Source organism: Rhodoferax ferrireducens T118, from assembly GCF_000013605.1.
Classification (GTDB): domain Bacteria; phylum Pseudomonadota; class Gammaproteobacteria; order Burkholderiales; family Burkholderiaceae_C; genus Rhodoferax; species Rhodoferax ferrireducens.
In genome coordinates this window covers 116,753-142,204 of the sequence record NC_007908.1, presented here as the reverse complement: position 1 = coordinate 142,204, position 25,452 = coordinate 116,753, and the positions used below count along the sequence as shown (strand labels likewise).

General features: G+C 59.5%; 23 protein-coding genes and 1 pseudogene. 18 read left to right on the top strand and 6 right to left on the bottom strand.

Annotated features, from left to right (window positions below; genetic code table 11):
• The first annotated feature begins 69 nt into the window (after positions 1-69).
• The 7 genes from RFER_RS00700 to ubiD all read left to right on the top strand — a co-directional run bounded on the left by RFER_RS00700 (position 70) and on the right by ubiD (position 5,998).
• Positions 70-717 (top strand): DapH/DapD/GlmU-related protein, encoded by a 648-nt coding sequence (locus tag RFER_RS00700; protein WP_011462471.1) that lies wholly within the window; start codon positions 70-72, stop codon positions 715-717.
• Between the two features lie 133 nt (positions 718-850).
• Complete coding sequence (locus RFER_RS00695; protein ID WP_011462470.1) at positions 851-1,147, top strand: DUF2249 domain-containing protein; 297 nt, start codon at positions 851-853, stop codon at positions 1,145-1,147.
• A gap of 170 nt (positions 1,148-1,317) precedes the next feature.
• Complete coding sequence (ubiU, locus tag RFER_RS00690; RefSeq protein ID WP_041791162.1) at positions 1,318-2,376, top strand: ubiquinone anaerobic biosynthesis protein UbiU; 1,059 nt, start codon at positions 1,318-1,320, stop codon at positions 2,374-2,376.
• A 121-nt stretch (positions 2,377-2,497) separates the two neighbouring features.
• Positions 2,498-3,406 (top strand): U32 family peptidase, encoded by a 909-nt coding sequence (locus RFER_RS00685; RefSeq protein ID WP_011462468.1) that lies wholly within the window; start codon positions 2,498-2,500, stop codon positions 3,404-3,406.
• Positions 3,407-3,424: 18 nt separating this feature from the next.
• On the top strand, positions 3,425-3,907 hold the full coding sequence (gene ubiT, locus RFER_RS00680) for a ubiquinone anaerobic biosynthesis accessory factor UbiT (protein ID WP_011462467.1): 483 nt from the start codon (positions 3,425-3,427) through the stop codon (positions 3,905-3,907).
• On the top strand, positions 3,904-4,473 hold the full coding sequence (locus RFER_RS00675) for a UbiX family flavin prenyltransferase (RefSeq protein ID WP_011462466.1): 570 nt from the start codon (positions 3,904-3,906) through the stop codon (positions 4,471-4,473). Before ubiT ends, RFER_RS00675 begins: the two co-directional genes overlap by 4 nt.
• Before the next feature lie 40 nt (positions 4,474-4,513).
• Positions 4,514-5,998 carry a 4-hydroxy-3-polyprenylbenzoate decarboxylase gene (ubiD, locus tag RFER_RS00670; RefSeq protein ID WP_011462465.1) on the top strand — a complete coding sequence of 495 codons (1,485 nt, stop codon included), beginning with the start codon at positions 4,514-4,516 and terminating at the stop codon, positions 5,996-5,998.
• Positions 5,999-6,044: 46 nt separating this feature from the next.
• On the opposite strand, the gene RFER_RS00665 is transcribed toward ubiD, so the two are convergent.
• Complete coding sequence (locus RFER_RS00665) at positions 6,045-6,968, bottom strand: LysR family transcriptional regulator (RefSeq protein ID WP_011462464.1); 924 nt, start codon at positions 6,966-6,968, stop codon at positions 6,045-6,047.
• Positions 6,969-7,153: 185 nt separating this feature from the next.
• Between RFER_RS00665 and RFER_RS00660 the strand changes: the two genes are divergently transcribed.
• From RFER_RS00660 to RFER_RS00625, 8 genes and pseudogenes are all read left to right on the top strand, one after another.
• Positions 7,154-7,930: a 5-oxoprolinase subunit PxpA gene (locus RFER_RS00660; protein ID WP_049765712.1), complete on the top strand. Its 777-nt coding sequence runs from the start codon at positions 7,154-7,156 to the stop codon at positions 7,928-7,930.
• 77 nt (positions 7,931-8,007) lie between these two features.
• Positions 8,008-8,241: an acetyl-CoA carboxylase gene (locus tag RFER_RS00655; RefSeq protein WP_011462462.1), complete on the top strand. Its 234-nt coding sequence runs from the start codon at positions 8,008-8,010 to the stop codon at positions 8,239-8,241.
• 46 nt (positions 8,242-8,287) lie between these two features.
• Positions 8,288-9,683: pseudogene (locus RFER_RS00650) on the top strand (acetyl-CoA carboxylase biotin carboxylase subunit).
• Positions 9,684-9,715: 32 nt separating this feature from the next.
• Entirely contained in the window at positions 9,716-10,600 is an 885-nt protein-coding gene (locus RFER_RS00645) for a 5-oxoprolinase subunit B family protein (RefSeq protein WP_011462461.1), read from the top strand.
• Positions 10,590-11,567, top strand: a complete 978-nt coding sequence (locus tag RFER_RS00640; protein ID WP_011462460.1) for a biotin-dependent carboxyltransferase family protein — start codon at positions 10,590-10,592, stop codon at positions 11,565-11,567. The genes RFER_RS00645 and RFER_RS00640 overlap by 11 nt, the downstream gene beginning before the upstream one ends.
• Positions 11,568-11,674: 107 nt before the next feature.
• Positions 11,675-12,745 carry a TMAO reductase system periplasmic protein TorT gene (gene torT / locus RFER_RS00635; protein ID WP_011462459.1) on the top strand — a complete coding sequence of 357 codons (1,071 nt, stop codon included), beginning with the start codon at positions 11,675-11,677 and terminating at the stop codon, positions 12,743-12,745.
• 91 nt (positions 12,746-12,836) lie between these two features.
• Positions 12,837-14,330, top strand: coding sequence for a sugar ABC transporter ATP-binding protein (locus RFER_RS00630; protein WP_011462458.1), 1,494 nt, complete (start codon positions 12,837-12,839; stop codon positions 14,328-14,330).
• A 28-nt stretch (positions 14,331-14,358) separates the two neighbouring features.
• The gene (locus RFER_RS00625; protein ID WP_011462457.1) at positions 14,359-15,390 is read left to right on the top strand and encodes an ABC transporter permease; all 1,032 of its coding nucleotides are present in this window, start codon (positions 14,359-14,361) and stop codon (positions 15,388-15,390) included.
• A 103-nt stretch (positions 15,391-15,493) separates the two neighbouring features.
• Here RFER_RS00625 and fghA read toward each other — a convergent pair whose 3' ends face one another.
• Together fghA and RFER_RS00615 are read right to left on the bottom strand one after the other, a co-directional pair.
• Positions 15,494-16,360, bottom strand: a complete 867-nt coding sequence (fghA, locus tag RFER_RS00620) for an S-formylglutathione hydrolase (RefSeq protein ID WP_011462456.1) — start codon at positions 16,358-16,360, stop codon at positions 15,494-15,496.
• Entirely contained in the window at positions 16,360-17,466 is a 1,107-nt protein-coding gene (locus RFER_RS00615; RefSeq protein WP_011462455.1) for an S-(hydroxymethyl)glutathione dehydrogenase/class III alcohol dehydrogenase, read from the bottom strand. The genes fghA and RFER_RS00615 overlap by 1 nt, the downstream gene beginning before the upstream one ends.
• 132 nt (positions 17,467-17,598) lie before the next feature.
• Between RFER_RS00615 and RFER_RS00610 the strand changes: the two genes are divergently transcribed.
• Positions 17,599-19,158 (top strand): methyl-accepting chemotaxis protein, encoded by a 1,560-nt coding sequence (locus RFER_RS00610; protein WP_011462454.1) that lies wholly within the window; start codon positions 17,599-17,601, stop codon positions 19,156-19,158.
• Positions 19,159-19,299: 141 nt separating this feature from the next.
• On the opposite strand, the gene RFER_RS00605 is transcribed toward RFER_RS00610, so the two are convergent.
• Entirely contained in the window at positions 19,300-20,235 is a 936-nt protein-coding gene (locus tag RFER_RS00605) for a LysR substrate-binding domain-containing protein (RefSeq protein ID WP_041789967.1), read from the bottom strand.
• An 85-nt stretch (positions 20,236-20,320) separates the two neighbouring features.
• Here RFER_RS00605 and RFER_RS00600 point away from each other — a divergent pair, with 85 nt between their 5' ends.
• Positions 20,321-20,602 (top strand): hypothetical protein, encoded by a 282-nt coding sequence (locus tag RFER_RS00600; protein ID WP_166485616.1) that lies wholly within the window; start codon positions 20,321-20,323, stop codon positions 20,600-20,602.
• Here the strand turns inward: RFER_RS00600 and RFER_RS00595 are convergent, their stop codons facing one another.
• Both RFER_RS00595 and RFER_RS22850 read right to left on the bottom strand, forming a co-directional pair.
• The gene (locus RFER_RS00595; RefSeq protein ID WP_011462451.1) at positions 20,603-22,684 is read right to left on the bottom strand and encodes an AAA family ATPase; all 2,082 of its coding nucleotides are present in this window, start codon (positions 22,682-22,684) and stop codon (positions 20,603-20,605) included. It lies immediately after the preceding gene.
• A gap of 550 nt (positions 22,685-23,234) precedes the next feature.
• Positions 23,235-24,431, bottom strand: coding sequence for a GGDEF domain-containing protein (locus tag RFER_RS22850; RefSeq protein WP_011462450.1), 1,197 nt, complete (start codon positions 24,429-24,431; stop codon positions 23,235-23,237).
• A gap of 333 nt (positions 24,432-24,764) precedes the next feature.
• On the opposite strand from RFER_RS22850, the gene RFER_RS00580 reads away from it, so the two are divergent.
• Entirely contained in the window at positions 24,765-25,427 is a 663-nt protein-coding gene (locus tag RFER_RS00580; protein ID WP_041789963.1) for a DsbA family oxidoreductase, read from the top strand.
• The last annotated feature ends 25 nt before the right edge of the window (positions 25,428-25,452 follow it).

Below are 25,452 nucleotides of genomic sequence, written 5' to 3'. Positions count from 1 at the left end.
CTTGCGGGACAGACCGCAGCTCGCGCGTTGTGAGCCAGCTCTGTCCTCAACTGATCAAAGGTATTCACCATGCACTACACCCACATAGCCGCCCATAACCTGCCACCCCCTGCCAGCTTGGGGCTGGCGCCGACCCTGTCGGCCAGCGCCATCGTGCGCGACTGCCGTTTCGGCCGCTACACGCAGGTCGGCGAACAGACGCGCATGGGAGACTGCTTGCTCGACGATTACGCCTACGTTCAGCACAACTGCGACCTGATGTCGACCGATATAGGAAAGTTCGCCAACATTGCGAACATGGTGCGCATCAACCCCGGCTTTCACCCGATGGAGCGGCCCACGCTGCACCACTTCACCTACCGGCCCACGATGTACGGCATGGACACGCAGGACGATGCCGACTTCTTTGCCTGGCGTTTGCGCCAACGGGTGGTCATCGGCCACGACACCTGGATCGGCCACGGTGCGGTGATCATGCCGGGGGTGCACATTGGCAACGGGGCCGTGGTCGGCAGCAACTCGGTGGTGACCAGGGATGTGGCGTCATATGCCATCGTCGCCGGTGCGCCGGCCACGGTGATCCGCCAGCGTTTCCCCCGCGCCATTGCCCAAGCCCTGGAAGCCACCGCCTGGTGGGACTGGGACCACGACACGCTGACCGAGCGCATGCCCGATTTCAAGGACATGCGGTGTTTCCTGGCGAAATACGCGCCTTGAGATAGTGCCCCGAGAACCCGGGCACCGGTGCCGGGCTCGGAAGAAGGTCAAAGATTCATTTAACTTATTGCATTTTTGGGTGTTCCCGATTACATTAAAGAGGCATAATTAATACTTCTTTAAAGGACAAACCATGTCTGCATGCTTCGCTACCACCATTGACCTGCGCCGGGTCGCGCCGCCCGCGCGACATTCGCTGATATTCAGCAGCTTTTCAGATTTGCTGCCGGGCCAGTCACTGGAACTGATCAACGACCACGACCCGCAGCCCCTGAATGAGCAGTTTCAGATGCGTTCCCCAGGTGTTTTTAGCTGGAGCTACCTTGAAAAAGGTCCGCAAGTGTGGCGGGTTCAAATCGGCAAGAATGCCGCCAGCGCTGCGTCCGGCGCGTCCGACAGCTGCTGCTCTGGTGGCGCCTGCTGCGGCTGAGCCCCACAAGGCGCCTCATACCCAGTGCAGTCGGCCTAAGGCCCACCCAATTGACCTACATCATTGGACTTGGCAGCAAGGTCTGATACCCTTGTGTCTTTAGATTTGTCGGCCTTTTGGGGCGGACAGCGATGCACCGGTCAAAGGTGGTCCACAATCCCACAACCATGATGAATACCATTTTGGACAACTCCCTTGTTCCCCCGCTGGCTGTGCCTGTCGCCGCGTCGATGGAGCTGGTCTGCCCGGCTGGCAGCCTACCCGCGCTCAAAGCGGCGGTTGACAACGGCGCAGACTGTGTTTACCTCGGCTTTCGCGATGCCACCAACGCGCGCAATTTTGCCGGTCTGAACTTTGACGAAGCCGCCATTGAGACCGGCATTCGCTACGCCCATGACCGGGGCCGCAAGGTGTTTGTGGCGCTTAACACCTACCCACAGGCCGCCAAAGCCGAGCTCTGGCAACGCGCGGTCGACCGCGCCGCGCACAGCGGGGTCGATGCCGTGATCTTGGCCGACCCCGGCATGATGGCTTACGCTGTCAAACACCAGCCGCAACTGCGCCTGCATTTGTCGGTGCAGGGCTCGGCCACCAACTACGAGGCGCTTGATTTTTATTACCAGCACTTTGGTATTGCGCGCGCCGTGCTGCCGCGCGTGCTCTCGCTCACGCAAGTCGAGCAGGTGCTTGAAAAAACCTCGGTCGAGATCGAGGTTTTTGGCTTCGGCAGTCTGTGCGTGATGGTGGAGGGGCGCTGTGCGCTCTCAAGCTACGTGACCGGCGAAGCCCCCAATACCAATGGTGTGTGCTCACCGCCCAAAGCGGTGCGTTGGGTGGAAACGCCGCAGGGCCGCGAGTCGCGCCTGAACGGCGTCCTGATTGACCGCTACGCCACGGGCGAAAACGCCGGTTACCCCACGCTGTGCAAAGGCCGTTTTGATGTCGGTGATGAAAAAAACTATTACGCCATTGAAGAGCCCACGAGCTTGAACACCCTGTCCTTGTTGCCCGAGCTGATGCGTATCGGCGTGCGTGCCATCAAGATCGAGGGCCGCCAGCGCAGTCCCGCCTACGTGGCGCAAGTCACCAAAGTGTGGCGCGAGGCGATTGACAGTTGCCGCACCAACCCACAGCTTTATGCCGCCAAACCCGCCTGGATGAGCAGCCTGGACAAAGTGGCCGAAGGCCAACAGCACACGCTAGGCGCCTACCACCGGCCATGGAAATGAAGGACGCACGAAAAGCCACCCCAGCGTCGTTGCGCTGTCTTGTCGTACGTTCCGTACTGTCTGCGGCAGCGCGCCTGGCTGGGACGGCGTTGCGTACGTCCTCAACATATTGAACTTCAAGATGAAATTAGCTTTAGGTCCGATCCTGTACTACTGGCCGCGCGACGAGGTGCTGGCTTTTTATGACGCCGTGGCGCAGTCGCCGGTGGACATCGTCTACCTGGGTGAAGCGGTGTGTTCGCGCCGCCACGAGGTGCGGCTCAATGACTGGCTGGACATTGCCGCCGCTTTGCGCGATGCGGGTAAAGAAGTGGTGCTGTCGACCCAGGTGCTGATCGAGTCCGGCGCCGATGTGACGGTGTTGCACAAAATTGCTGCCAACGGTCAATTCATGGTCGAGGCCAACGACATGGGTGCAGTGCACTGCCTGGAAGGCAAAGTGCCTTTTGTCGCCGGGCCGCACCTGAACATCTACAACGTGCCGACGCTGCAATGGATGGCGGCTCTGGGCATCAAGCGCTGGGTGATGCCGCTGGAGATGGGGCGCGATGATCTGGCGCTGCTGCTGGCCGGTTGCCCGCCGGGTGTGCAAACCGAGGTGTTTGCCTATGGCCGCATGCCGCTGGCCTTTTCTGCCCGCTGTTTCACCGCGCGCCACTGCAATTTGCCCAAGGACGATTGCCAGTTCAAATGTATTGAGCACCCGGATGGTTTGGTGATGCGCACGCGCGAGAGCGAAGAGTTTCTGGTGCTCAACGGCATCCAGACCCAATCGGCCCGCGTCCACAACCTGCTGGCGGAGTTGCCGGCCATGCGGGACATGGGCGTGGATGTGGTGCGTATCAGCCCGCAGTCGCGGCATACGGTGCGCATTGTCGAGCTGTTCCAAGCGGTGATCCAGGGCCGGATGGGCGTGACTGCGGCCAGCACTGAACTGGCCGCGCTGATGCCGGAAAAAGCCTGCAATGGCTACTGGTACGGCCAGCCGGGGCTGGAGCAGGTCGCTGCAAGCCCGGAACAGGTGTCCTAGCTATTCAAGGAATTCAAGATGAGCGCAAAACCGTTGCTGATTCCCACCCCGCTGGGGGCCATGTTGGGGCGCTTGCCAGCCTACCCCGGCTCCCTGTTCTTTGTGACCGGGCTCAATCTGGCGCTGAGCAAACAATTGGCCCCTGACGTCACGCAGATGTTGCTGGGCAAAAAACTGCGCCTGCGCGTGACCGACGCGCATTGGGCCTTTGACTTTGAGTGGCGCAACAAGCACTTTGCGGCGTGCCAGAACGTGGGCGAGGCCGATCTCACCATCAGCGCCAGCGCGCATGACTTCGTGCTGCTGGCCCGGCGCCAGGAAGACCCCGACACGCTGTTTTTCAGCCGCCGCCTGGCCATGGAAGGCGATACCGAGCTGGGCCTGCTGGTCAAAAACACCATTGATGCCATCGAGCTGCCGATGGTGAATCTGGAGCCCTTCAAGCCGGCACAGGTGCTGGCACGACTGCGCGCCCGCTGGACGCTACGGCAATCCCATTGAAGCGCGTCATCGTCGCCATCTCGGGTGCCAGCGGCGCCGTTTATGGTGTGCGCTTGTTGCAGATGTTGCGTGGCATGCAGGGCGTGCAAACCCACTTGACGGTGTCCGAGGCCGGTTGGCTCAACGTGCAACAGGAGCTGGACATGGCGCGCGCCGAGGTGGAGGCCCTGGCCGACGTGGTTTACCCGGTGCAAAACGTGGGTGCAGCGATTGCCAGCGGCTCGTTTCAATGTGACGGCATGGTGGTGGCGCCCTGCGCCATGCGCACGCTGGCCGCCGTGGCGCTCGGCCTGTCCGACAACCTGATCACGCGCGCGGCTGACGTGATGCTCAAAGAACGGCGCCGTTTGATTTTGATGGTGCGTGAAACCCCCCTGAACCTGGCGCACCTGCGCAACATGACCAGCGTGACCGAGATGGGCGGCATCATCTTCCCACCCGTGCCCGGCTTCTATCACCGCCCACAGTCAATCAACGAGATGGTGGATCACAGCGTGAGCCGGGTCATTGATTTGCTGGGTCTGCCGCAACCCGACGCGACGCGCTGGACGGGCCTGGCCTCGTAGACCGACAATTCCTCCGCTCCGTTTCACCGCCCTCAACACCATGGCCTACCGCGACCTCAGAGACTTCATCACCCAACTGGAACACCTGGGCGAACTCAAGCGCGTCCAGGCCGAGGTTTCGCCTTATCTGGAGATGACCGCCCTGTGCGACCGCACCTTGCGCGCGGGCGGCCCGGCCTTGCTGTTTGAAAACCCCACCGGCCACAACACGCCGGTGCTGGGCAACCTGTTTGGCACGACACGCCGCGTCGCTTTGGGCATGGGCGTAAACGACGTGAGTGAGCTGCGCCAGTTTGGCCACGTGCTGGCCAGTCTCAAGGAGCCCGAAGCCCCCAAAGGTTTCAAGGAGCTGATGGGCCTGGGCAGCCTGGTCAAAACCCTGTGGGCCATGGCTCCCAAAGAACTGCGTAGCGCACCGTGCCAGGAAATTATCTGGGAAGGGGCGGACGTCGATTTGGCAAGGCTGCCGATTCAACATTGCTGGCCCGGCGATGTAGCCCCGCTGATCACCTGGGGCCTGGTGATCACCCAAGGCCCGCACAAGGCACGACAAAACCTGGGCATTTACCGCCAACAGGTACTGGCCCGCAACAAGGTCATCATGCGCTGGTTGGCCCAGCGCGGTGGCGCGCTGGATTTCAAAGAGCACGCGGCCCTGAACCCCGGCCAGCCCTACCCGGTCTGCGTGGCCCTGGGTGCCGACCCGGCCACGATTCTGGGAGCGGTCACGCCGGTGCCCGACTCTTTGAGCGAATACCAGTTTGCCGGGTTGCTGCGTGGCAGCCGCACCGAGCTGGTCAAAGCCCTGGGCAGCGAGCTGCGCGTACCCGCCTTTGCCGAAATCGTGCTCGAAGGCCACATCTACCCGGACGCCACGCACGCCAGCGGTTTCGAGCACGCGCTGGAAGGCCCGTTTGGCGACCACACCGGTTATTACAACGAACAGGACTGGTTTCCGGTCTTCACCATCGACCGCATCACGCAGCGTCGCGACCCCATTTACCACTCGACTTACACCGGCAAACCGCCCGATGAGCCCGCCATGCTGGCGCTGGCTTTGAACGAGCTGTTTGTGCCGTTGCTGCAACGCCAATACCCCGAGATCACCGACTTCTATCTGCCGCCCGAGGGCTGCAGTTACCGCCTGGCCGTGGTGCAGATCAAGAAGTCCTACCCCGGCCACGCGCGCCGTGTCATGTTTGGCATCTGGAGCTTTCTGCGCCAGTTCATGTACACCAAGTTCATCGTGGTGGTCGATGACGACGTCAACATCCGTGACTGGAAGGACGTGATCTGGGCCATCACCACCCGGGTCGACCCGACACGCGACACGCTCCTGGCCGACAGCACACCGATTGACTACCTGGACTTTGCCTCACCGGTGAGCGGCCTGGGCAGCAAGATGGGGCTGGATGCCACCAACAAATGGCCGGGCGAGACCAGCCGGGAATGGGGCCGGCCATTGACCATGAGTGCCGACGTCACGGCCAGGGTGGAGCAGGTTTGGCAGACGCTGGGACTGTGAATCAAATTGGGCTCTGGCACAGGCCCGCTGTGGGTGGGGTCCTGATTCAACGATGCGATGAGCCGTGCGGATTTTGCGGATCCAGGTAGCGTTGCTTGAAGTACTGCCGAACGGTATTCATGGCAGGACTCATGCTTGCGTCGGCGCGCCACGCCAAGCCCACATTCATACTGGGAATGCTCTCGACCGGCTTGATCGTCTCGATCCGCTTGCCTTCCAGGGACCAGGGGCGATAGACCATGTCGGACAAAATTGCCACCCCCAGATCGTTGGCAACCAGGCTACGCACGGCTTCTATCGACTTGGTGTTCAAGGCGACGTTGGGCTCAAAGCCATGCAGATGCCAATAGCGAAGAGCCGAGTCGGCAGCCTCATCCACCGTCAGCATGATGAAGGGCTCTTGCGCAATGTCGGCAAAGCTGACCTGTCGTTTTGCAGCAAAACGATGCTGCGGCGAAACCCACAAGCGGCGCTGTGAGCTGAACAAAGTCTCGGTCTGAATGGCTGGGTTGCGTACATTGGACGTGAGCAGCATCGCCATGTCGTAGTTTTGCGCCAGCAAACCAGATTCAATCGTGTCCCGGTCAAGCTCGAGCATGCGAATGCGCAGCGCCGGATACAGCAACGACAAACGCTGCAGATGATCCGGCAAAAAGTAACCCATCACGGTGTAGGTGGCGGCAAGTGTCAGTTCCCCACTGACGGGCGCAATTTCCTGCGGCATGTTTCGCGCATCGTCCACGGCCGCCAAAATGGCGTAGGCGCGGGTCAAAAAATGCCTGCCGTTGTCGGTCAGCTCCATGCCGTGAGATTGACGAATAAAAAGCTTGTACCCCAAGCCTTCCTCCAGGTCGCGTATTGAGATGGTGACGGCCGATTGCGACACCGACAACTCAACGGCAGCACGGGAGATTTGCCCCAGCTCAGCCGTTGCCGCAAAGTATTTGATTTGTCGCAGTGAAAAACGCATCTCAAATCAACCGTAACGTTGTAGGGAGAGGAACAAGCATGATATATAAAAAACTAATACTAGCACCTTAAAAAATAAAATTATCTTTTCTTGTCACAAACTCGTAACTTTGCGTACCTGAACAAGGGCTTGTCATGAACAAGCGGCAATTCAAGCCAAGTACACGAACAAAGATGGGCGAAACAATGAAAAGAGTGATGGATTTGAATTCGGACATGGGGGAGGGCTTTGGCCCATGGAGTATCGGAGAGGGTGCAGACGAAGCCATCATGAGTCAGATCAGTTCCGCCAACATCGCAACCGGTTTTCACGCTGGCGACCCGAACATCATGCAGCGAATGGTGTCCTATGCCAAACAATATGGGGTGGGTATTGGTGCACACCCAGGTTTTCGTGATTTGGTTGGATTTGGCCGGCGCGACATAAAGGCATCCAGCAGCGAACTGCTCAACGACGTCATTTACCAAACGGGCGCATTGCGCGAATTTGCGCACTGGCAAGGCGTGCGCTTGCAGCACGTCAAATTGCATGGCGCACTCTACATGCGCGCAGCAGTCGATGAAGAGTTTTCAATTGCCCTGATCAAAGCCCTGCAAGAGATTGAACCCAGCTTGTATCTGTACTGCATGGAAGCCTCGGTCACTTACCAAGTGGCCAAAAGAATGGGGCACCCGGTTGTGCGCGAGTTCTATGGCGACCGTAACTACGACAAAACCGGCTCCATTGTGTTCACGCGTCAGGTTGGACAACTTGACCCGGCCACCGTCGCCGCCAGGGCGCTGCGCGCCTGCACCCACGGGGTAGTTCGAACGGTTGAAGGCGAAGACATCGCCATAGATTTTGACTCCATCTGCATTCACAGTGACACACCAGGTGCGCTGGCCCTGATCAAGGCCACAAAAAATGCATTGACCAGCAACGGCATAAAGATTGCGTCGTTGTCAGAAGTTGTGCCACGCTGAATGAGCCGGCACTCAAAGGCCTATTGACCACCATCTGATTTGTTTGAACTGCACAGCACAACTTAGGAGCGCACAGCATGGCTGAAATTATTTCCCCTCTCCCCGGCACGTTCTATAGGCGACCCGCCCCGGATGCACCCAACTACAAACAAGTCGGAGACAGCGTTGCAATCGATGAGGTGATCGGCTTGGTTGAGGTGATGAAGATGTTCAACGAAGTTCGCGCTGAAGTCAGCGGCAAGGTGGTGCGCTACACGATTGACAACGAAGACCCGGTTGAAGCCGGACAAGTCTTGATGATCATTGAATAGCGGATCGAAATTGGGCCTGCCCACAACTCATCGCAAAGTCCATTTGATGACAACGACGCACAAAGTACTGATAGCCAATCGCGGTGAAATCGCCGTTCGCATTGCGCGGGCGGCACAGGAACTTGGACTGCAGACCGTTGCGGTAGTGAGTGACGCCGACACCACCAGTCTGGTCGCACAGATGGCCGATCAGGTGGTCAACATTGGCCCTGCGCATCCCGCCAAAAGTTATTTGAATGCCGATGCCATTTTGCAGGCAGCACAGTCGACCGGCGCCACCATGGTGCATCCCGGCTATGGTTTCCTGTCGGAAAACGCCGCGTTTGCGCGCCAAGTCACTCAAGCCGGACTCATTTTTGTTGGACCCAGCGCAGAAACCATCGAGTGCATGGGCAACAAATCCGTGGCACGTGAGACGGCTCAAAGAGCCGGGGTACCCACAGTTCCCGGAAGCGCCGGCACGGTCGATGATGCGGAAATGGCGGCCAAAGTTGCAGCCGAGGTGGGTTACTCCGTGATGATCAAAGCGTCAGCGGGAGGCGGTGGCCGTGGCATTCGTGTGGCGCACAGTGAGCCTGAACTTCGTCATCAGCTGCCCCTGGCGCGGAGCGAGGCGCGTGCGGCCTTTGGAGACGACGCCGTTTATCTGGAACGCTTCATCGCCAGGGCCCGGCATATCGAGGTTCAGGTCCTGGGCGATGGAAATCGGGTTGTGCATTGCTATGAGCGCGAATGCTCACTTCAAAGAAGACGACAAAAAATTGTCGAAGAAGCGCCGTCTCCGGCACTGTCGCAGATGACACGCGACGCCCTGTGTGAATCAGCTGTTCGCCTGGCGATCGCGGTGGGCTATAGCGGCGCGGGGACGTTGGAATTTCTATATGACGACGACAGTGGTGAGTTCTTCTTTATTGAAATGAATACCCGTATTCAAGTTGAACATCCGGTCAGCGAATTGGTGACCGGGGTTGATTTGGTGCGTGAAATGCTGCGAATTGCGATGGGAGAGCCGCTCAGGTTCAAACAGGAACAGATCGTCCTCAAAGGGGCTGCGATCGAATGCCGCCTGAACGCGGAAGATCCAGAGCGCAACTTCATGCCCAGCCCGGGAAGGCTGAGCGCGCTGCGCTGGCCAGGCGGACCAGGTGTGCGGGTAGATACCCATGTACACCATCCCGCCGTTTTACGATTCTCTGTTGGCAAAACTGGCCGTCTGGGACGAGGACAGGCCTGCCGCCCTGCAACGCATGCAACGAGCCCTGGCTGAAACAAGCATCGAGGGTGTCCACAACACCATTGCACTCCACCAGCAATTGCTGGCAGATCCGGCGGTCCAGAATGGGCAATTTCACACCGGCTACCTTGAGCAGTGGATGGCCCGGCGTGCGGCCGAAAAAGCCCTGGCACTGACGTCCGAGCCGACAGCTGGATTGACTGTTTAACCCACCTTCGAGCCTTTACCTAAGGAACATCAATGTCACTCCCTCCTGCACGATATTCATTTGGCGGCGACGAACACATTTTCGTGGAACTCAACCACGAGATGTCGCTGGAAGCGTTCTTCAAAGGCATGTCAATCACCAATGCCATTGCGCAGCGAAAGATTGCCGGCGTGACTGAAATTTGTCCGGCCAATGCTTCCTATCAGGTCCGTTTTGACCCCGATCTGATGGCACCTGACAAGTTGATGGAGATTTTGAAATCAATTGAAATCGAGTTGGGCGACGGTGCGCTGGAACTCAATACCCGCATCATCGAGATTCCCGTCTTTTACAACGACCCCTGGACCAACGAAACGCAACAGCGTTTTCGTGAAAGGCATCAGGACCCCACTTCAACCGACCTCGAATATGGCGCACGCGTCAATGGCTACGCGAATGTAGACGCGTTCATCGCGGCGCATGCGGCATCGCCCTGGTTTGTCTCCATGGTTGGCTTTGTGGCGGGGCTGCCATTCATGTTTCAGATGGTTGAACGTACCAAGCAGATTCAGGTTCCCAAATATCTCAGACCACGCACCGACACACCCAAACTCACGATTGGGCACGGCGGCTGCTTTGGCTGTATCTATTCTGTGCGCGGTGCGGGGGGCTATCAAATGTTTGGCATCACCCCGGCGCCCATTTTTGATCCGCAGCAAAGCCTGCCGTATGTCAAAGACTTCATGGTGTTTTTCCGCCCTGGAGACATTGTCAAATTCAAGCCCATCAACCGGTCTGAGTACGACGCTGCACTGACAAAAGTGCAGGACGGAAGCTTCGACTTGCGCATCCGTGAGGTGAAGTTTTCACTGCAGGACTTTGTTAAAGATCCGAGCGCTTACAACCAACAATTGACGGAGACTTTGTATGGCAATTAAGGTACTACAACCTGGACTTGCAACCACCGTACAGGATGCCGGTCGAATTGGTTATTACCACTTGGGCATTCCGCTTTCAGGCGCGCTTGATCAGTACTCGTTTCGTGCTGCCAATCTCCTGGTCGGAAATTCGGAAGATGCCGCCACACTCGAGATAACGATGCTCGGCCCCAAGCTGGAGTTCATGCATGATGCCGCCATCGCACTGACTGGTGCGAACTTGCCGGCCAAGCTTGACGGCGTTCCCATACCCAACAACCAAGTTGTCGCGGTCAAGGCGGGCAGCGTGCTTAGTTTTGATTTTCTGAAAGACGGCGTGCGCGCCTACCTCGCCGTGGCCGGTGGCATTGATGTGCCGGAGGTGCTTGGCAGCCGTTCAACTTACACCTTGGGGGCCATCGGTGGTTTTTGTGGAAGAAAACTCCAAGCCGGTGATGTGTTGCCCGTGGGGGCTTTTCAGGGGCCATCGCACGTAGGCAAAAAGCTGCCAGATCATTTGAAGCAAGCCTTGCCCAAGCAGGTGCAGGTTCGCGTTCTTCCCGGCTTGTATTTTCACTGGTTGACGCAGGCCTCTGGAAAGTCGTTTTTTGAAGATACATGGCAGGTGGGCCCCGAAGCGGACCGCATCGGCTATCGATTCAAGCATGGCCGTCCGCTGGAATTTGAACCCCGCGAACGCCCCTTTGGGGCTGGTTCCGACCCCTCCAACATCGTCGATGCGGGGTATCCCATTGGCTCGATTCAAGTACCTGGCGGTCTGGAGCCCATCGTTTTGCATCGCGATGCCGTGTCCGGCGGTGGCTACGCCATGATTGGCACGGTCATCAGTGCGGATATGGATGTTGTAGCGCAGCTGCAGCCAAATTTTCAAACCCAATTTGTCGCGGTTGACATGGCGCAGGCCTTGAGTGCGCGCGCCAAACGCAATCAGCGCCTGGCTGATTTGCGACAGGCTCTATTGAATTGAATTGGGTTCTTTGACATGTTCCGGCAAGTGATGACCTTACTTGTCTTCCCCGCCTTCGCACTGGTGCGAAGTTTTTTCAACCTTGGCTTTTACTTATTGGAGACTTCATGAAAAAAATATCCGCACCCACCCTGTTCGCCGGTGTCTTGTTGACGGCCTCCTTCGCGGCCCCAGCGGCGAATTGGTACCCCTATGCGGCAGAGCAGACAGAGCCCGCGTTCTCTGACACAGGTGTGAAAAAACCGATCGACTACAGCCCGCTGCCCAAAGCATCAAAAAAATGGAAGCTCTGCGTTTCATTTCCCCACATGAAAGATGCCTACTGGCTGGGTGTTGACTACGGTGTGGTTGAGGAAGCCAAGCGTCTTGGTGTGTCGGCTCAGGTACTCGAAGCCGGTGGTTATACCAACTTGAACAAGCAAATTTCGCAAATTGAGGATTGCGTCGCCGGCGGCGGTCAGGCCGTGGTTATTGGCGGTATTTCTGCGGACGGCCTGGTCAATCTGGTCAAGTCACTCAAAGCCAAAAACATCCCAACCGTCGATGTCATCAACGGCATCAATTCTCCCGACCTGACCGCAAAGTCGCTTGTGTCCTTCTACACGATGGGACAAGAGGCGGGCGCCTATTTGGCCAAAAAGCATCCCGCCGGAAGCGCCAAGGCTGTCGTCGCGTGGTTTCCTGGACCCGCTGGCGCTGGTTGGGTGGAAGCCGCCAACAAAGGTTTCGCTGAGGCTGTCAAGGGCAGTTCCCTGGAAGTGATGGCCCCGATCTATGGTGATACAGGCAAGGAAGTCCAAGCCAAGTTGGTTGAGGACGCCTTGCAGTCGAACCCCGCCATCCGCTATATCGCAGGCACAGCAGTCACCGCCGAAGTGAGCCAAGGCATCGTGCGCGCGCGCAACCTGAAAGACAAAGTGCAAGTGATTTCGTTTTATTTGACCCCCGACGTCTACGCCGGCATTGAAAAGGGCACGATCATGGCGTCTCCCGCTGACGCCATGGTGATTCAAGGGCGCATAGCGATCGATCAAGCGGTGCGTGCCCTGGAAGGCAAGGACCTGATCAAGCACGTGGGGCCCAAGATTGTCACGATCGACAAAGCCAACTTGAAGCAGATTCGCCGTGATGATGTCTTGCCACCGGCATCGTTCAAGCCATTGTTTGAAGTCAAATAGTGGAAACCTGCCGTGTGGGCAAGGTGCTTGTTGAGTTCACGTTTCCGGTGACATCAAAAATGACTTTGTTCAAGCAGCAGGTTAACGTGAGATGAGCGATGTTTTATTATCCATTGAAGGACTGTCCAAGAAGTTTCCAGGTGTGCGCGCGCTGGACGGGGTGGATTTTGAGTTGCTTGCAGGCGAGGTTCATGCCATATTTGGTGAGAACGGTGCTGGCAAGTCCACCCTGATTTCCATTATTGCCGGAGCACAGCCGCAAGGCAGTGGAATCATTCGGATGCACGGCGAGGAACTTCGATTTTCCTCCGTCGCTGATGCCAGGCGACATGGCATCAGCGCCGTTTTTCAAGAGTTCTCTTTGGCGCCTCATCTGACGGTTGAAGAAAATTTGTGTCTGGGGGAAGAGCGACTTCATCAACGCTTCGGCCTGCTGCAGTTGTCAGCCATGTCGCGTCATGCAAGCGCGCTCCTGCAGCGACTGAATTTTGATATTGATCCTCAGAGAGTCGTTGCCACTCTGTCGCGCGCAGAGCAGCAAATGGTCGAAATCGCCAAGGCTTTGCGCGCAAAACTGTCCGTGTTGATCCTCGACGAGCCAACGGCATCGCTGACAGAAAGAGAAAGTGAGCAGTTGTTTGCAACGGTGCGAAGTTTGAAGCAACAAGGCGTAGGCATTATCTACATCACCCATCGAATTCAGGAGATCAAACGCCTGGCTGATCGCGTCACCGTACTGCGTGACGGGAAACACATTGGTGTCGTCGATGCTGCGACGACCACTGAAGCCAAACTCATTGAAATGATGGCTGGACGCACCGTCGAGAAGATTTATCCCTCCATTGCGGCAAATCCGGGACGCACTATTCTGGAACTTTCGCAAATGCGTGGCGGCGTCGGCATTGACGTGGACCACTTCGTTGCACGCGAAGGTGAAGTCGTTGGCGTTGCCGGCTTGGTCGGTTGCGGGAAATCAGAATTGCTGCGCATGGCTTTTGGTATTGAGCCGATGAAGTCTGGCGTCGTCAAACTCGATGGTCAGACCATCAAGAAGCCGACGCCACGGCGCATGCTCGACGCCGGTGTTTTTTATCTTCCACCGGACCGTCGGGAAGAGGGCTTGATGCTGTCGGCCAGCACGGCCGACAACATCTCGCTCAACGCATTGACGCAGCAACCGATCCATTTCCGGTCCGGGTTTTTATCACTTTCCGCGGAGAGAACGGTAACGCGCGACATCGGCCGGCGGGTAGACATTCATCCGTCAAATATGCCCCGTGCCACCGCGCTTCTATCCGGCGGAAATCAACAGAAAGTCTTGTTCGGCCGGGGTTTGACACGGTCCATCAAACTGTACATTTTTGATGAGCCAACCGTGGGTGTTGATGTGGGTACGCGCAGCGCAATTTATTACCTGATCAAAGAGTTGTGCGAAAAGGGCGCCGCGGTGATCCTGATTTCATCTGATTTACCTGAAATTTTGCACCTGTCGCACCGCGCCTACGTCATGCGCTCCGGTCGTATAGCAGCTGAAATCGATCGCAGTTGTCTTACCGAAGCGGCAGTGCTGCAGCATTTTTTTTAGCCGGCCACGTCAATTAAGGTCATTCAGAATGAGTTCAATCGTTCCCGAGAACAATCCGAGTTCAGCGCACAAGTCCTCAGCTCGTGACTGGATCATGAAGATATTCTTGCACTGGGGTGTCATGCCCTTCCTGCTCGTGATAGCAGTCGTCACCTTCAGTCTGATGTCGTCCCGTTTTCTGACGACCGACAATTTGATCAATTTGTTTCGCCAATCGGTGTATCTTGTATTGGTTTCCCTGGGTCAAATGCTGGCGCTGATTTCGGGCGGGTTTGACCTGTCTGTCGGCACCATTGTTGCCGTTTCATCCGTCGTATCCGCTTTGACCATGGGCGCTTTGGCCCTCAGTTTTCCTGACGCCATCTGGCTGGTGATCACTTTGGGGTGTCTGGCAGGCTTGGGGGCAGCCATGTTGATTGGAATGGTCAACGGCGCAGGCGTGGCGGTGTTCGGCGTCTCGCCTTTCATCATGACACTTGGCATGCAGTCCATTGGTTTTGGCATCGCCTTGTTTTTGACGGCCGGTGTTCCTGTCTCGAACCTGCCGGATACCCTGGGAGATGTTTTCGGCTTTGGCGTGCTGCTTGGGGTTCCTGTGCCAATCTTGATGATGCTGCTGATTCTGGCCTTGATGTTTGTTCTGCTGAATTACTCTGCGTGGGGCAGGCATCTGTATGCCGTGGGTAGCAATCCAAAAGCAGCTTTGCTGTCCGGCATTCGGGTCAAGCCAGTCCTCATCAGCGCTTATGTTTTGTGTGCCTTGATCGCCGGCGTATCAGGTTTGCTGCTAACGGCAAGAACGGCGTCCGGCGATGCCAACCTGGGTGGTTCGATGGCACTTGAATCCATTGCCGCCTGTGTCATCGGTGGGGTTTCACTGCGGGGCGGCATTGGTCGGCTGGAAAACGTCGTGTTGGGTGCGATATTTATTGGCCTGGTGCAAAACGGAATGAATTTGGCGCAAATCGGCTCGTACCTGCAAATTGTCGTGCTCGGCGTGCTGCTGATTATTGCCGTCGTCTTTGATCGCATCCGTCAGAAACGCCTGTACCGGCTTTAGCCTGATGTGGGCTTATGAACCAAATTGGCCTCTAGCCCCCGTGAAATATCGAAATGTAGCTACCAAATAGGTAGCAATAGATCGCCGCACCAAAGTCTTCGAGTCAGCTCGAGCGCGGCGCCAGCAAAGTCTGCGCGTGATGCGCCAGATGATCGGCCATGAAGGTCGAGATGAAGTAATAACCGTGGTCGTAACCGGCATGGCGGCGCAGCGTCAAGGGTTGCCCCGCCTTGGCGCAGGCGGCTTCAAACAGATGCGGATTCAATTGCGTGGGCAAGAACTTGTCGGCCAGCCCCTGGTCGATCAGGATGCCCGCCGGGTAAGGCGCAGTGCTGCACTCGCTCATCAGTGCGCTGGCATCGTGTGCCGCCCATTGGGTCGTGTCGGCACCCAGGTAAGCCGCAAACGCCTTGTGCCCCCAAGGGCACTGGGTGGGCGCGCAGATCGGCGCAAAGGCGGATACCGACTTGAACAGGCCAGGGTGCCGGAGGGCCAGGGTCAAGGCACCATGGCCACCCATGGAGTGACCCGAAATGCCCAGGCGCTGGGCGTCCACCGGCAACGCTGGCGCCAGCAGCGGCAGCAGCTCCGAGATGAGGCAAGTCTCCATGCGGTAGTGCCGGGACCAGGGCGCTTGCGTGGCATCCAGATAAAACCCGGCACCCACGCCGAAGTCCCAACTCTCGGCCTCGCCGGGCACACCGGCGCCGCGCGGGCTGGTGTCCGGCGCAATCAGCGCCAGGCCCAGCTCAGCGGCCACGCGCTGCGCACCGGCCTTGGCCATGAAGGTTTCTTCGGTGCAGGTCAGCCCGGCCAAATACATGACCGCGGGCACGGTTTGGCTGCGGGCTTGCGGCGGCAGGTAGACCGAGAAGCGCATGGGCAAGCCAATCACCGTGGAGACGTGCCGGTAAAAACGCTGCACGCCGCCAAAGCAGGCGTGCTCGCTCAACAGTTCCAGCGCTGCCATCAGAACAGCACCACGCCGCGGATCGATTCGCCGCTCTTCATCAAGTCAAAGCCTTTGTTGATGTCTTCCAGCGGCATGGTGTGGGTGATCAGGTCGTCGATGTTGATCTTGCCTTCCATGTACCAGTCCACAATCTTCGGCACGTCGGTGCGCCCGCGCGCGCCGCCAAAGGCCGAGCCTTCCCATTTGCGGCCGGTCACCAGCTGGAATGGCCGGGTGCTGATCTCGGCACCGGCTTCGGCCACGCCAATGATGATGCTGCGGCCCCAGCCCTTGTGCGTGCACTCCAGCGCCTGGCGCATGACCTTGGTATTGCCGATGCATTCAAAGCTGTAGTCGGCGCCGCCGTCGGTGAGCTGCACTATTGTCTCAACCACGTTGTCGACTTCCTTCGGGTTGATGAAGTGCGTCATGCCGAACTTGCGCGCCATCTCCTGGCGGGCCGGGTTGATGTCGACGCCGATGATCTTGTCGGCGCCCACCATCTTCGCGCCCTGAATCACGTTCAGGCCGATGCCGCCCAGGCCAAACACCACCACATTGGCACCGACTTCCACCTTGGCGGTGAACAACACGGCACCAATGCCGGTGGTGACGCCGCAGCCGATGTAGCAGACCTTGTCGAACGGCGCGTCCTTGCGGATCTTGGCCAGCGCAATTTCAGGGACAACGGTGTAGTTGCTGAAGGTGGAGGTGCCCATGTAGTGAAAGATGGGTTTGCCGTCCAGGCTGAAACGGCTGCTGGCATCGGGCATCAGCCCTTGGCCCTGGGTGCCGCGAATCAGCTGGCACAAATTGGTCTTGCGGCTCAGGCAGTACTTGCACCGGCGGCACTCGGGCGTGTAAAGCGGAATGACGTGGTCACCCTTTTGCAGCGAGGTGACGCCCGGCCCCACATCGACCACGATGCCCGCGCCCTCGTGGCCCAGGATCGCCGGGAAGATGCCTTCCGGATCGGCGCCCGAGAGCGTGTAGTAGTCGGTGTGGCAAATGCCGGTGGCTTTGATTTCGACCAGCACTTCGCCGAATTTGGGCCCCTGCAGGTCCACGGTTTCAATGCTCAGGGGGGCGCCGGCTTTCCAGGCGACCGCAGCTCTTGTTTTCATGGGAATGTTCTCAATATGAAATAGAAATACTGTAACGCCGATGGCGGCCGCCGAAAGTCGGCGCGAACCATGCCAGATTCGCCGCCCCGCTTTCCCATTTGAGCTGCCACATACGCTCGAAAGGAACCGCGCATGCGCATGAACCTCCCAGTCACCCAGCGGGAATTTGATTACCCTGCTGAACACATGCTTGTCTCCACGACAGATAGCAAGGGTTTCATCACGCACTGCAACCGCGCGTTCGTCGCCGTCAGCGGCTATACCTACGATGAGTTGATCGGGCAAAACCACAATTTGATACGCCACCCCGACATGCCCGCAGCAGCTTTCAAAGACTTGTGGAGCAGCGTCGGGCGGGGCCGGCCCTGGACCGGCATGGTCAAAAACCGTCGCGCGGATGGCGACCATTACTGGGTGCAGGCCAACGTCACGCCGATCATGGAAAACGGCAAGCCCCGAGGCTACATGTCGGTGCGGATCAAGCCCTCACGCCAGGAAATCAAGGCCGCCGAGGGTCTGTATGCGCAGATGAATGCCGCCCAAGAATCGGGCAAGCTGCCGTTCCACCTGCAGGGCGGCCAGGTGCACTACAAGGGCGTGCGGGGCATGGCCGGGCGCATCCGGCGCATGACGCTGACCAGCCGCCTGGGCCTGGCGCTGGGCTTCATGATCGCACTGGGCATGCTGCCGCAATGGCTGGACCTTCAGGGCATGTCGGGCCTGGGCCTGAAGTTGGGCAGTTTGCTGGCCGGCGCCGCGCTGGTGCTGCTCTGGTTCCACAAAAACTTTGACACCGCGATGGGCGAAGCCGGGCGTTTTGCCGACGATCTGGCGGGCTGCAATCTGACCACGTCCGTTGCCACCCACTTTCCGCCGCCCCTGGATTCCCTGATCCGCAGCTTGCGCCAAATCCAGGCCAACCTGCAAGCCGTGGTGGGCGACGTGCGGGGCGAGATTGCGAGCTTCACCCGGTCGGCGGCAGAAATTGCGGCCGGCAGCCTCAATCTCTCGGCGCGCACCGAGTCGCAGGCCAGCAGCCTGCAGCAGACCGCTGCCTCCATGGAGGAAATCTCCAGTACCGTCAGGCAGACGGCGGACACGGCCGCGCAAGTTTCGGCACAAAGCGCCATCAGCACCCGTGTGGCCACGCGAGGCGGTGAAGCCATGCACCAGGTCGGACTGGCCATGCAGGCCATTGAGTCCTCGTCGACCGAGGTGCGCGAAATTGTTGACGTGATTGAGGGCATTGCCTTTCAAACCAATATCCTGGCACTCAATGCCGCGGTGGAGGCCGCCCGTGCCGGCGAGCAAGGGCGAGGTTTTGCCGTGGTGGCCGCCGAGGTGCGGGCGCTGGCCACGCGCAGCGCCGTGGCAGCCAAGGAGATCCGGACCCTGATCGCCCAATCGGTCGACCAGATTTCACAGGTTACCCAGCAGATGACCGGCGCCGGCGACACCATTGATGAGGTGGTGCAATCGGTCCGGCAGGTGGGTGAACTCATCCAGCAGATCAGCAACACCACGCAGGAGCAATCCTTGGGCATTTCGCAGGTCAACGAAGCGGTCATACAGCTCGATGCGGTGACCCAGCAAAATGCAGCGCTGGTGGAAGAATCGGCGGCCTCGGCCAACGGACTCAGTGACAGCGCCGTCACGCTGGCGCGCTCGGTGCAGGTGTTCCGCCTGGGTTGACCCGCTGTGTTTTCCTGGCCCCGGCGGGCAGGGAATCACGGCCGCGCCGTGTGAGTGTTTTGGGCTTCGGCATCAATGTCATTTGCTATTAATAACATAGCTGCTTGCGTTTATTCGACGGGGGCTAGAGGTCTATTTGACCTATAGACTTGCTGACCCGACCGGGGGCTGTTCCAGCTGCGAGGCTGAACTCAGCAGCTCCTGCTGCAGCCAGTCGCGCAAGGCGACCAGCGGCGGCCAATCCTGGAGCTCGGGTGGATGCAGCAACCAAAAGGTGTCTGCACCCTGGTCCGCCAGCGCAATCGGCGACAGCTGCACCAGCCGCCCGTCGCGCAAGGCATCGGCGGCCAACAGTTGGCGGCCCAGCGCCACCCCCAAACCCTGCTCGGCCGCCAGCAGCAGCATGCCCATGTCGTTGAACACCGCCACCGGCTTGATGCGGCAGCGCTGCCCGGCCAGGGCGAACCAGCGGTTCCACCGCTGGGCCTCGCCCAGCAAAGGCTCATGCACCAAGGCCGCCGGGTCGCCACCCGCCAGGCGCCGCGCCACCTCGGGGGACGCCACCACGATCAGCGGCGAGTCGATCAGGCAGGTAGCCGTCAGCCCCTGCCAGGGGCCTTTGCCCTGCCGCAAAGCGGCGTGATAACCCTCGCGCTGAAGATCGATCACCTGGAGCGAGGTGTGCAAATCGATCGCGATGCCGGGATGCTGCTCACGCCAGCGCGCCATGCGCGGCAACAGCCAGTGCTGCGCGAAGGACGGCAAGGTGGTGAGGCGCAAGCTTTGTTCCGTGCCACTGGCCGCCAGCGCGGCCGCGCGCACGCCCGCATCGATTTGTTCCAGCGCCGGCTCCACCGCGCCCAGCAGCGCCGCCCCGGCGGCATTGAGCACCACGCGGCGGCCACGCCGGTCAAACAGGGCAAACCCGAGCTGCTGCTCCAGCACACGCATCTGTTGACTGATGGCGCTGTGTGTCAAATGCAACTGCTCGGCCGCCGCGCGCAGATTGGACAGCCGGGCAACAGCCCGGAACGTGGGCAAGGTTTGAAGTGGGATACGAGGCATGCTGGTAAGTATATCTAACCATATTCACCACAATTTATCGCTTTTATTGCGGTTGCTGGGTAGCTATGCTTACCTGACATTCAACGAGGAGTCCAACATGAACCTATCCAGCTCCTGCACAACGCTGCCCTTGGCGCCAGCCGAAGACCCCTGGCTGGCCCGGCTCCTGCGGCGCACCGCACGTACCAGCGGGCGCTACCTGGCCACGTTTTGGAACCTGCGCCTGGGCCGGCCCGCAGTCGAAGGCCGGCGCCTGCCAGTGCGCGAGATGAGCACCGACATGCTTCGCGACCTCAACCTGCAACACTGCTTTCATGCGCAGCGTGAACTGGATCGCTACGAGCAAACCAGGGCGGGCTTGCCGCTCTCGCATTTTTAGTCAAACCACCTTCGCCTCGAAGCTGCGAATCTGATACAGCGCCTCACTCAGGCTCATCTCACCCGCTTCCAGGAGCTTGCCGACCAGATGCTCGGTCAGCGGCTTGAGCCGTGCCAGCACGGCCTTGGTTTCGCCGTACAGGCGCTCGCTCTGGGCTTCCATGATGCTGCGTGTCTCCTCGTCCACCTCCCCGCTGCGACGGCTATCCTTGGCGAGCGAGCCGAAATTCAGGCGGGTCTTGCGGTACATGCCCATCTCACCCACGGCGTGGTGCAGCAACTGCGTCACGCGGGTGATGTCGTTGTGTGCGCCGTTGGTCGTGCCTTCTTCGCCAAAGAACAGTTCCTCGTTGGCCATGCCGCCCAGCAGCACGCGCACGTCGTGTTCGATGTCGCTCTTGGTCTTGAGCAGGTTGGACCCCTGCTTGTGAAAGACGAAGCCCAAGGCGTTGGTGCGTGGGTTGGCCTTGAGGGAAATCTTGATGGTTTTCATGTCGGCCAGGATCTGCTCCCAGTTGCTGTTGGGCAGCTGGCGCTCGTGCTCCAGGTCGACCAGGAAGTGGCCCCATTCGTGCACGGCAATGATGCGGCGATCGCGCGCGCGTTCCTGGGTGGTGTTGGTGTTGACGTTGCCCACCAGCACGCGTTCCGCGGCCTGCATCAGGGTCGCGGCGTCGATCATCTCGCCCGCCTGCACGGCCGCGATGCCAGCCTGATTGACGATGGTTTCCAGGTCGGCCGGGCTGCGGCCCTCGGTCACGTCCACCAGGTGACGCAGGTCAAGGTCGGGCAGCACCTTGCCGGCGCGCTGGCTCAGGTAGTGACCGATGATCGCCAGCCGCTCTTCCCGGTTGGGCATGCGAAAGTCGACCTTCATCTGGAAGCGCCGCAGCATGGCCTCGTCCATCTCCATGGTTTCGCTGTTGAAGTTGCTGGCCACGATCCAGATGATCTCGGCGTCGTTCTTGCTGCGCACGCCATCGAGCACGGACAGCAGCGTGTTGGCGGTGTCATCGTCGAATTTGCGGCGACCGCCGCGCTTCATGAAAAGGTCCTGCGCCTCGTCCAGGAAAACGATGCAGTGCTTGCGCCGCTTGGCCATGGCCATGATGCGGCTGAGCGTGTTCGAGCCACCGGCCACGAAGCCCGTTTCCAGGTTGGCGGCGGAATGAAACAGGATGGGCAGGCGCAGCTCCTTGGCCAGGTAGCTGGCCAGCTTGGTCTTGCCGGTACCGGCCGGGCCGCTGAACATCACATTGAAAGGCTTGCTGATCCCGTACTCGGCATACGCCGCGCCGCGCTCATACTGGTCCTTGATCTGGGCCACCTCGGCCTTGATGTCATCCATGCCCACCAGGTCGTCGATGGAGCCGTGCACCTGCGCCGGCTCGATGAACTTGAGCGACTTGAACTGACCCTTGAGCTGGAGATACAGGAAGGCCAGCACGCCGAGCATCAGCGTGGCCGACAAGACGCCGCTGACACCTGCTTTCCAGCTGTCCTTGCCAGCCTGTGGGCGGGCGCCGGCAAAGCGCTGGTCCAGACGTTCGAACAATGCAACACCGCCGGGCTTGAGCTCGCTGCGCGGAATAAAGGCCAGCTTGGCGCCCCACGGCGCGGTGACGGCCTTGTCGGTGAAGATTCGGGTCTCCATGTCGCTGGGGTAATAGGCGTACTGCCGGCCCTGCGATTCGATCAGGATGATGCGCTCCGATGCGTTCCACAGCAGCGGCTCGTAGACCACCGTGATGCGCTCGACCGGCTTGCTTTCCAGGAAGCTCGGCAGCGAGCCGCTGCCGAAGACCACGGGTAGCTTGTCATTGAGTTCCCACACCCCCTCGCCCGCCTGCCCGGCAACAGTCATGGTCTTGACCTGCTCGGCCATGGCGGCCTGCTTCTGGATGAGGGTGAACGAATAGATGGCGGTGGCCGGAATCAGGACGGCCAGGACCAGCACAGTCAACTTGACGATCACCGGTTGGATCACGAACCAGTCCAGCAGTCGACCGGCGGTCTTCTTGATGACGGGCCAAGAACCCGTCGAGTCCGCCGCAGCGTCGCTGGGTTTCGATAAATCTGACATGGGACAGTCCTTCGTGGTCGGCGCCACGCCAAGTTCCGGGGCCGCAACACAGGTTTCACGGTCACGCCGGACTGAAGCCTCTTTGACGGTGCGGCTGGGGAAAGAGTCTCAAAGAACCACCGGCTGACGATTGGCGTCTGATTCAGGCATCAAGATTCCGATCGCTATGCTACGCCCAAATTTGTCGGCCCGTGTGTGCGCTGGCATACCGACAGCTCCGGCCGGGGACGGTACAACACTTACGCGTGTGCAGTGGATTACCTTCAGGCACGCGAATCGTTTCTTTCACTCCGTCAGCCCTCAAGAAAGGGGAATTTTTATGAACAGCATCATCTACATCGTCGGACTGGTCGTCGTCGTTCTCGTCATCATGTCGTTTTTCGGACTGCGCTAAAGCTTCTGATCGGTCACCGCCAGAGTGGAGCAGGGGGGGCTGGCACCCGTTGCATTCGAACTGTCCTGGCCCCGACTCCTCGTCTACGGGCGGCGCGGCCAGCGGTGCTTCGGGGACTGGAGGCGACCACTTTGGGTTTGAGAGCTCAAGTCGCTTTCAGGACAAGGAGGACGGCTGGGTTCGAGGTGTGTTGTCGTCGATCTCCCAGTCGGCCTGGTCAGCCACTTCGTAGTGCGCTCGCCCGCTGGACTTGGCACGGTACATGGCGGCGTCGGCCGCATTGACCAGGGAAGCGGGGTCGTCCAGCATGGCGTCAGGCAGCGCACACGCCACGCCTATGCTCAACGTGACATACACCGAGGTGGGTGAGGCGGCGTGCGCCACACACTCCTGCTGCATCAGGTCCAGGCACATTTGGGCGATCTCGCAAGCATGGGCCATGTCGGCGCCGGGCAGTAACAGCACAAATTCCTCACCGCCGTAGCGCGCGACCAGTTCGCCAGCCCGGCGCACGCAACGGCTGAGCACGCTGGACACCCGCCGCAGGCACTGGTCGCCGGCCAGATGCCCATAGTTGTCGTTGTAATTCTTGAAGTGATCAATATCCACCATCAAGAGGCTCAAAGGCGTGCGGCCGCGAGCGGCACGCTGCCATTCGACGGTCAGGGCTTCGTCAAAACGCCTGCGGTTGGCCAGACCGGTCAAGCCGTCCATGGCGGTTTGTTGGGCCAGGCGCTGGTTGTTGGCCTCCAGCACCTTGCCTTTGAGGACCAGTTCCGTGACGTCGACCCAGGCAGCCACCAGATAGCCCTCGGATGTTCGGGTTTCGTAGAAATTGACCCACTGGTTGCGCGTGAGTTCTTTCAAGGTGTGCGCCTTGTGCGTCCCACGCGACGCCAGACGCTGGGCCAGCCACTCTTGCTCGCAGCCGATGGCCGCCGGGATCGCCTGTCGTTTCAGCTTGGCGCGCATCAGGGCTTCAAAGGTCTGACCGATGTCTGCTGGCGTGTGGAAGCCCTTGTAGATCAGGTTGATTTTTTTGTTGTAGAGCACCAGTCGGTCGTGCTCGTCCCAAATCTCCAGGCCCACGTCCAGCGTGTCCAGGCTGGAGGCCAGCAATTGGCGGGCTCGTCGAGTTGCACGCGTCGCGGTCCGTAGTTGGCGCCACAGCAAGACGGCGGCTGCCAGCCCACACAGTGCTGCGCCCAGTCCGAGCCAGATCGGCCCCTGCAGCGACGAGGCGCGCGGTGTCTGGCTGGCCCACCACCACGCCGCCGTTTCAAACACGAACGCCAACATCAGGGCCAGCAACACCAGCCACAGGGACTTGTTAGGATTGCGCGAGGATTTCATCGATGGTCACAGGGACGATCAAATTATCTGGTCAGTTCGCTGTCACTTCATGTTATTTATCAAACGGAATCGAGTTCAAGTTCTATTTTGATGCGGCAGGCTGGGGCTGGATGTTCCCAACAGGCGACCGAGCGAAACCAGCGATTTGTTTGATGAGCCAAATCGGCTGCCAGCCCCCGCCAGACAAGTGTTGACAACTATGGAATATATAGCTTCTCGTCGGTTGGCTGTGGCCCGCTGCTTCAGTTTCCGCGGACGGGCCAACACGGACAGCAAGGTTTTCAGCTTGTCAGGACAATGCGACTTTCAACGACAACACACCAGGCTCGCATCATGTCCCGTCCCCTGAAAATCGATTTCGTCTCCGACATTTCCTGCCCGTGGTGCGCCATCGGTTTGTCGGCACTGGAGCAGGCGCTGGACCGGCTGCAGAACGAGGTTGCCGCTGAACTGCATTTCCAGCCGTTCGAACTCAACCCCCAAATGCCCGCCGGTGGTCAAGACATCGGCGAGCATCTGGCGCAGAAGTACGGCTCCACGCCCGAGCAGCAGACGCAGATTCGCGACACCATTCGCCAGCGCGGGGCCGAGGTCGGTTTCAGTTTCAACCCCGCCGGGCGCGGCCGCATCTACAACACCTTTGACGCGCACCGCTTGCTGCACTGGGCCGGACTCGAAACACCGAGCCGGCAACCCGCGCTGAAGAAAGCGCTGCTGGTGGCCTGCCATAGCCAGGGCCAAAATATGGAGTCGCACGAGGTTTTGCTGGCTGCGGTGGCGCAGGCGGGTCTGGACGTGGCGCGCGCACGCGCCATTCTGGCCAGCGACGAATTCGCCCCCGAGGTGCGCGAGCGCGAAGCGTTCTACACCAGCCAGGGCATCCACTCGGTGCCGACGGTCATCATCAACGATCGGCATCTGATCTCCGGTGGTCAGCCGGTAGCGGTGTTCGAGCAGGCGCTGCGCCAGATCGCGGCGAATCAGCCGGGCGACTGAGGCTTGCGATGCCACCCTTCATTTC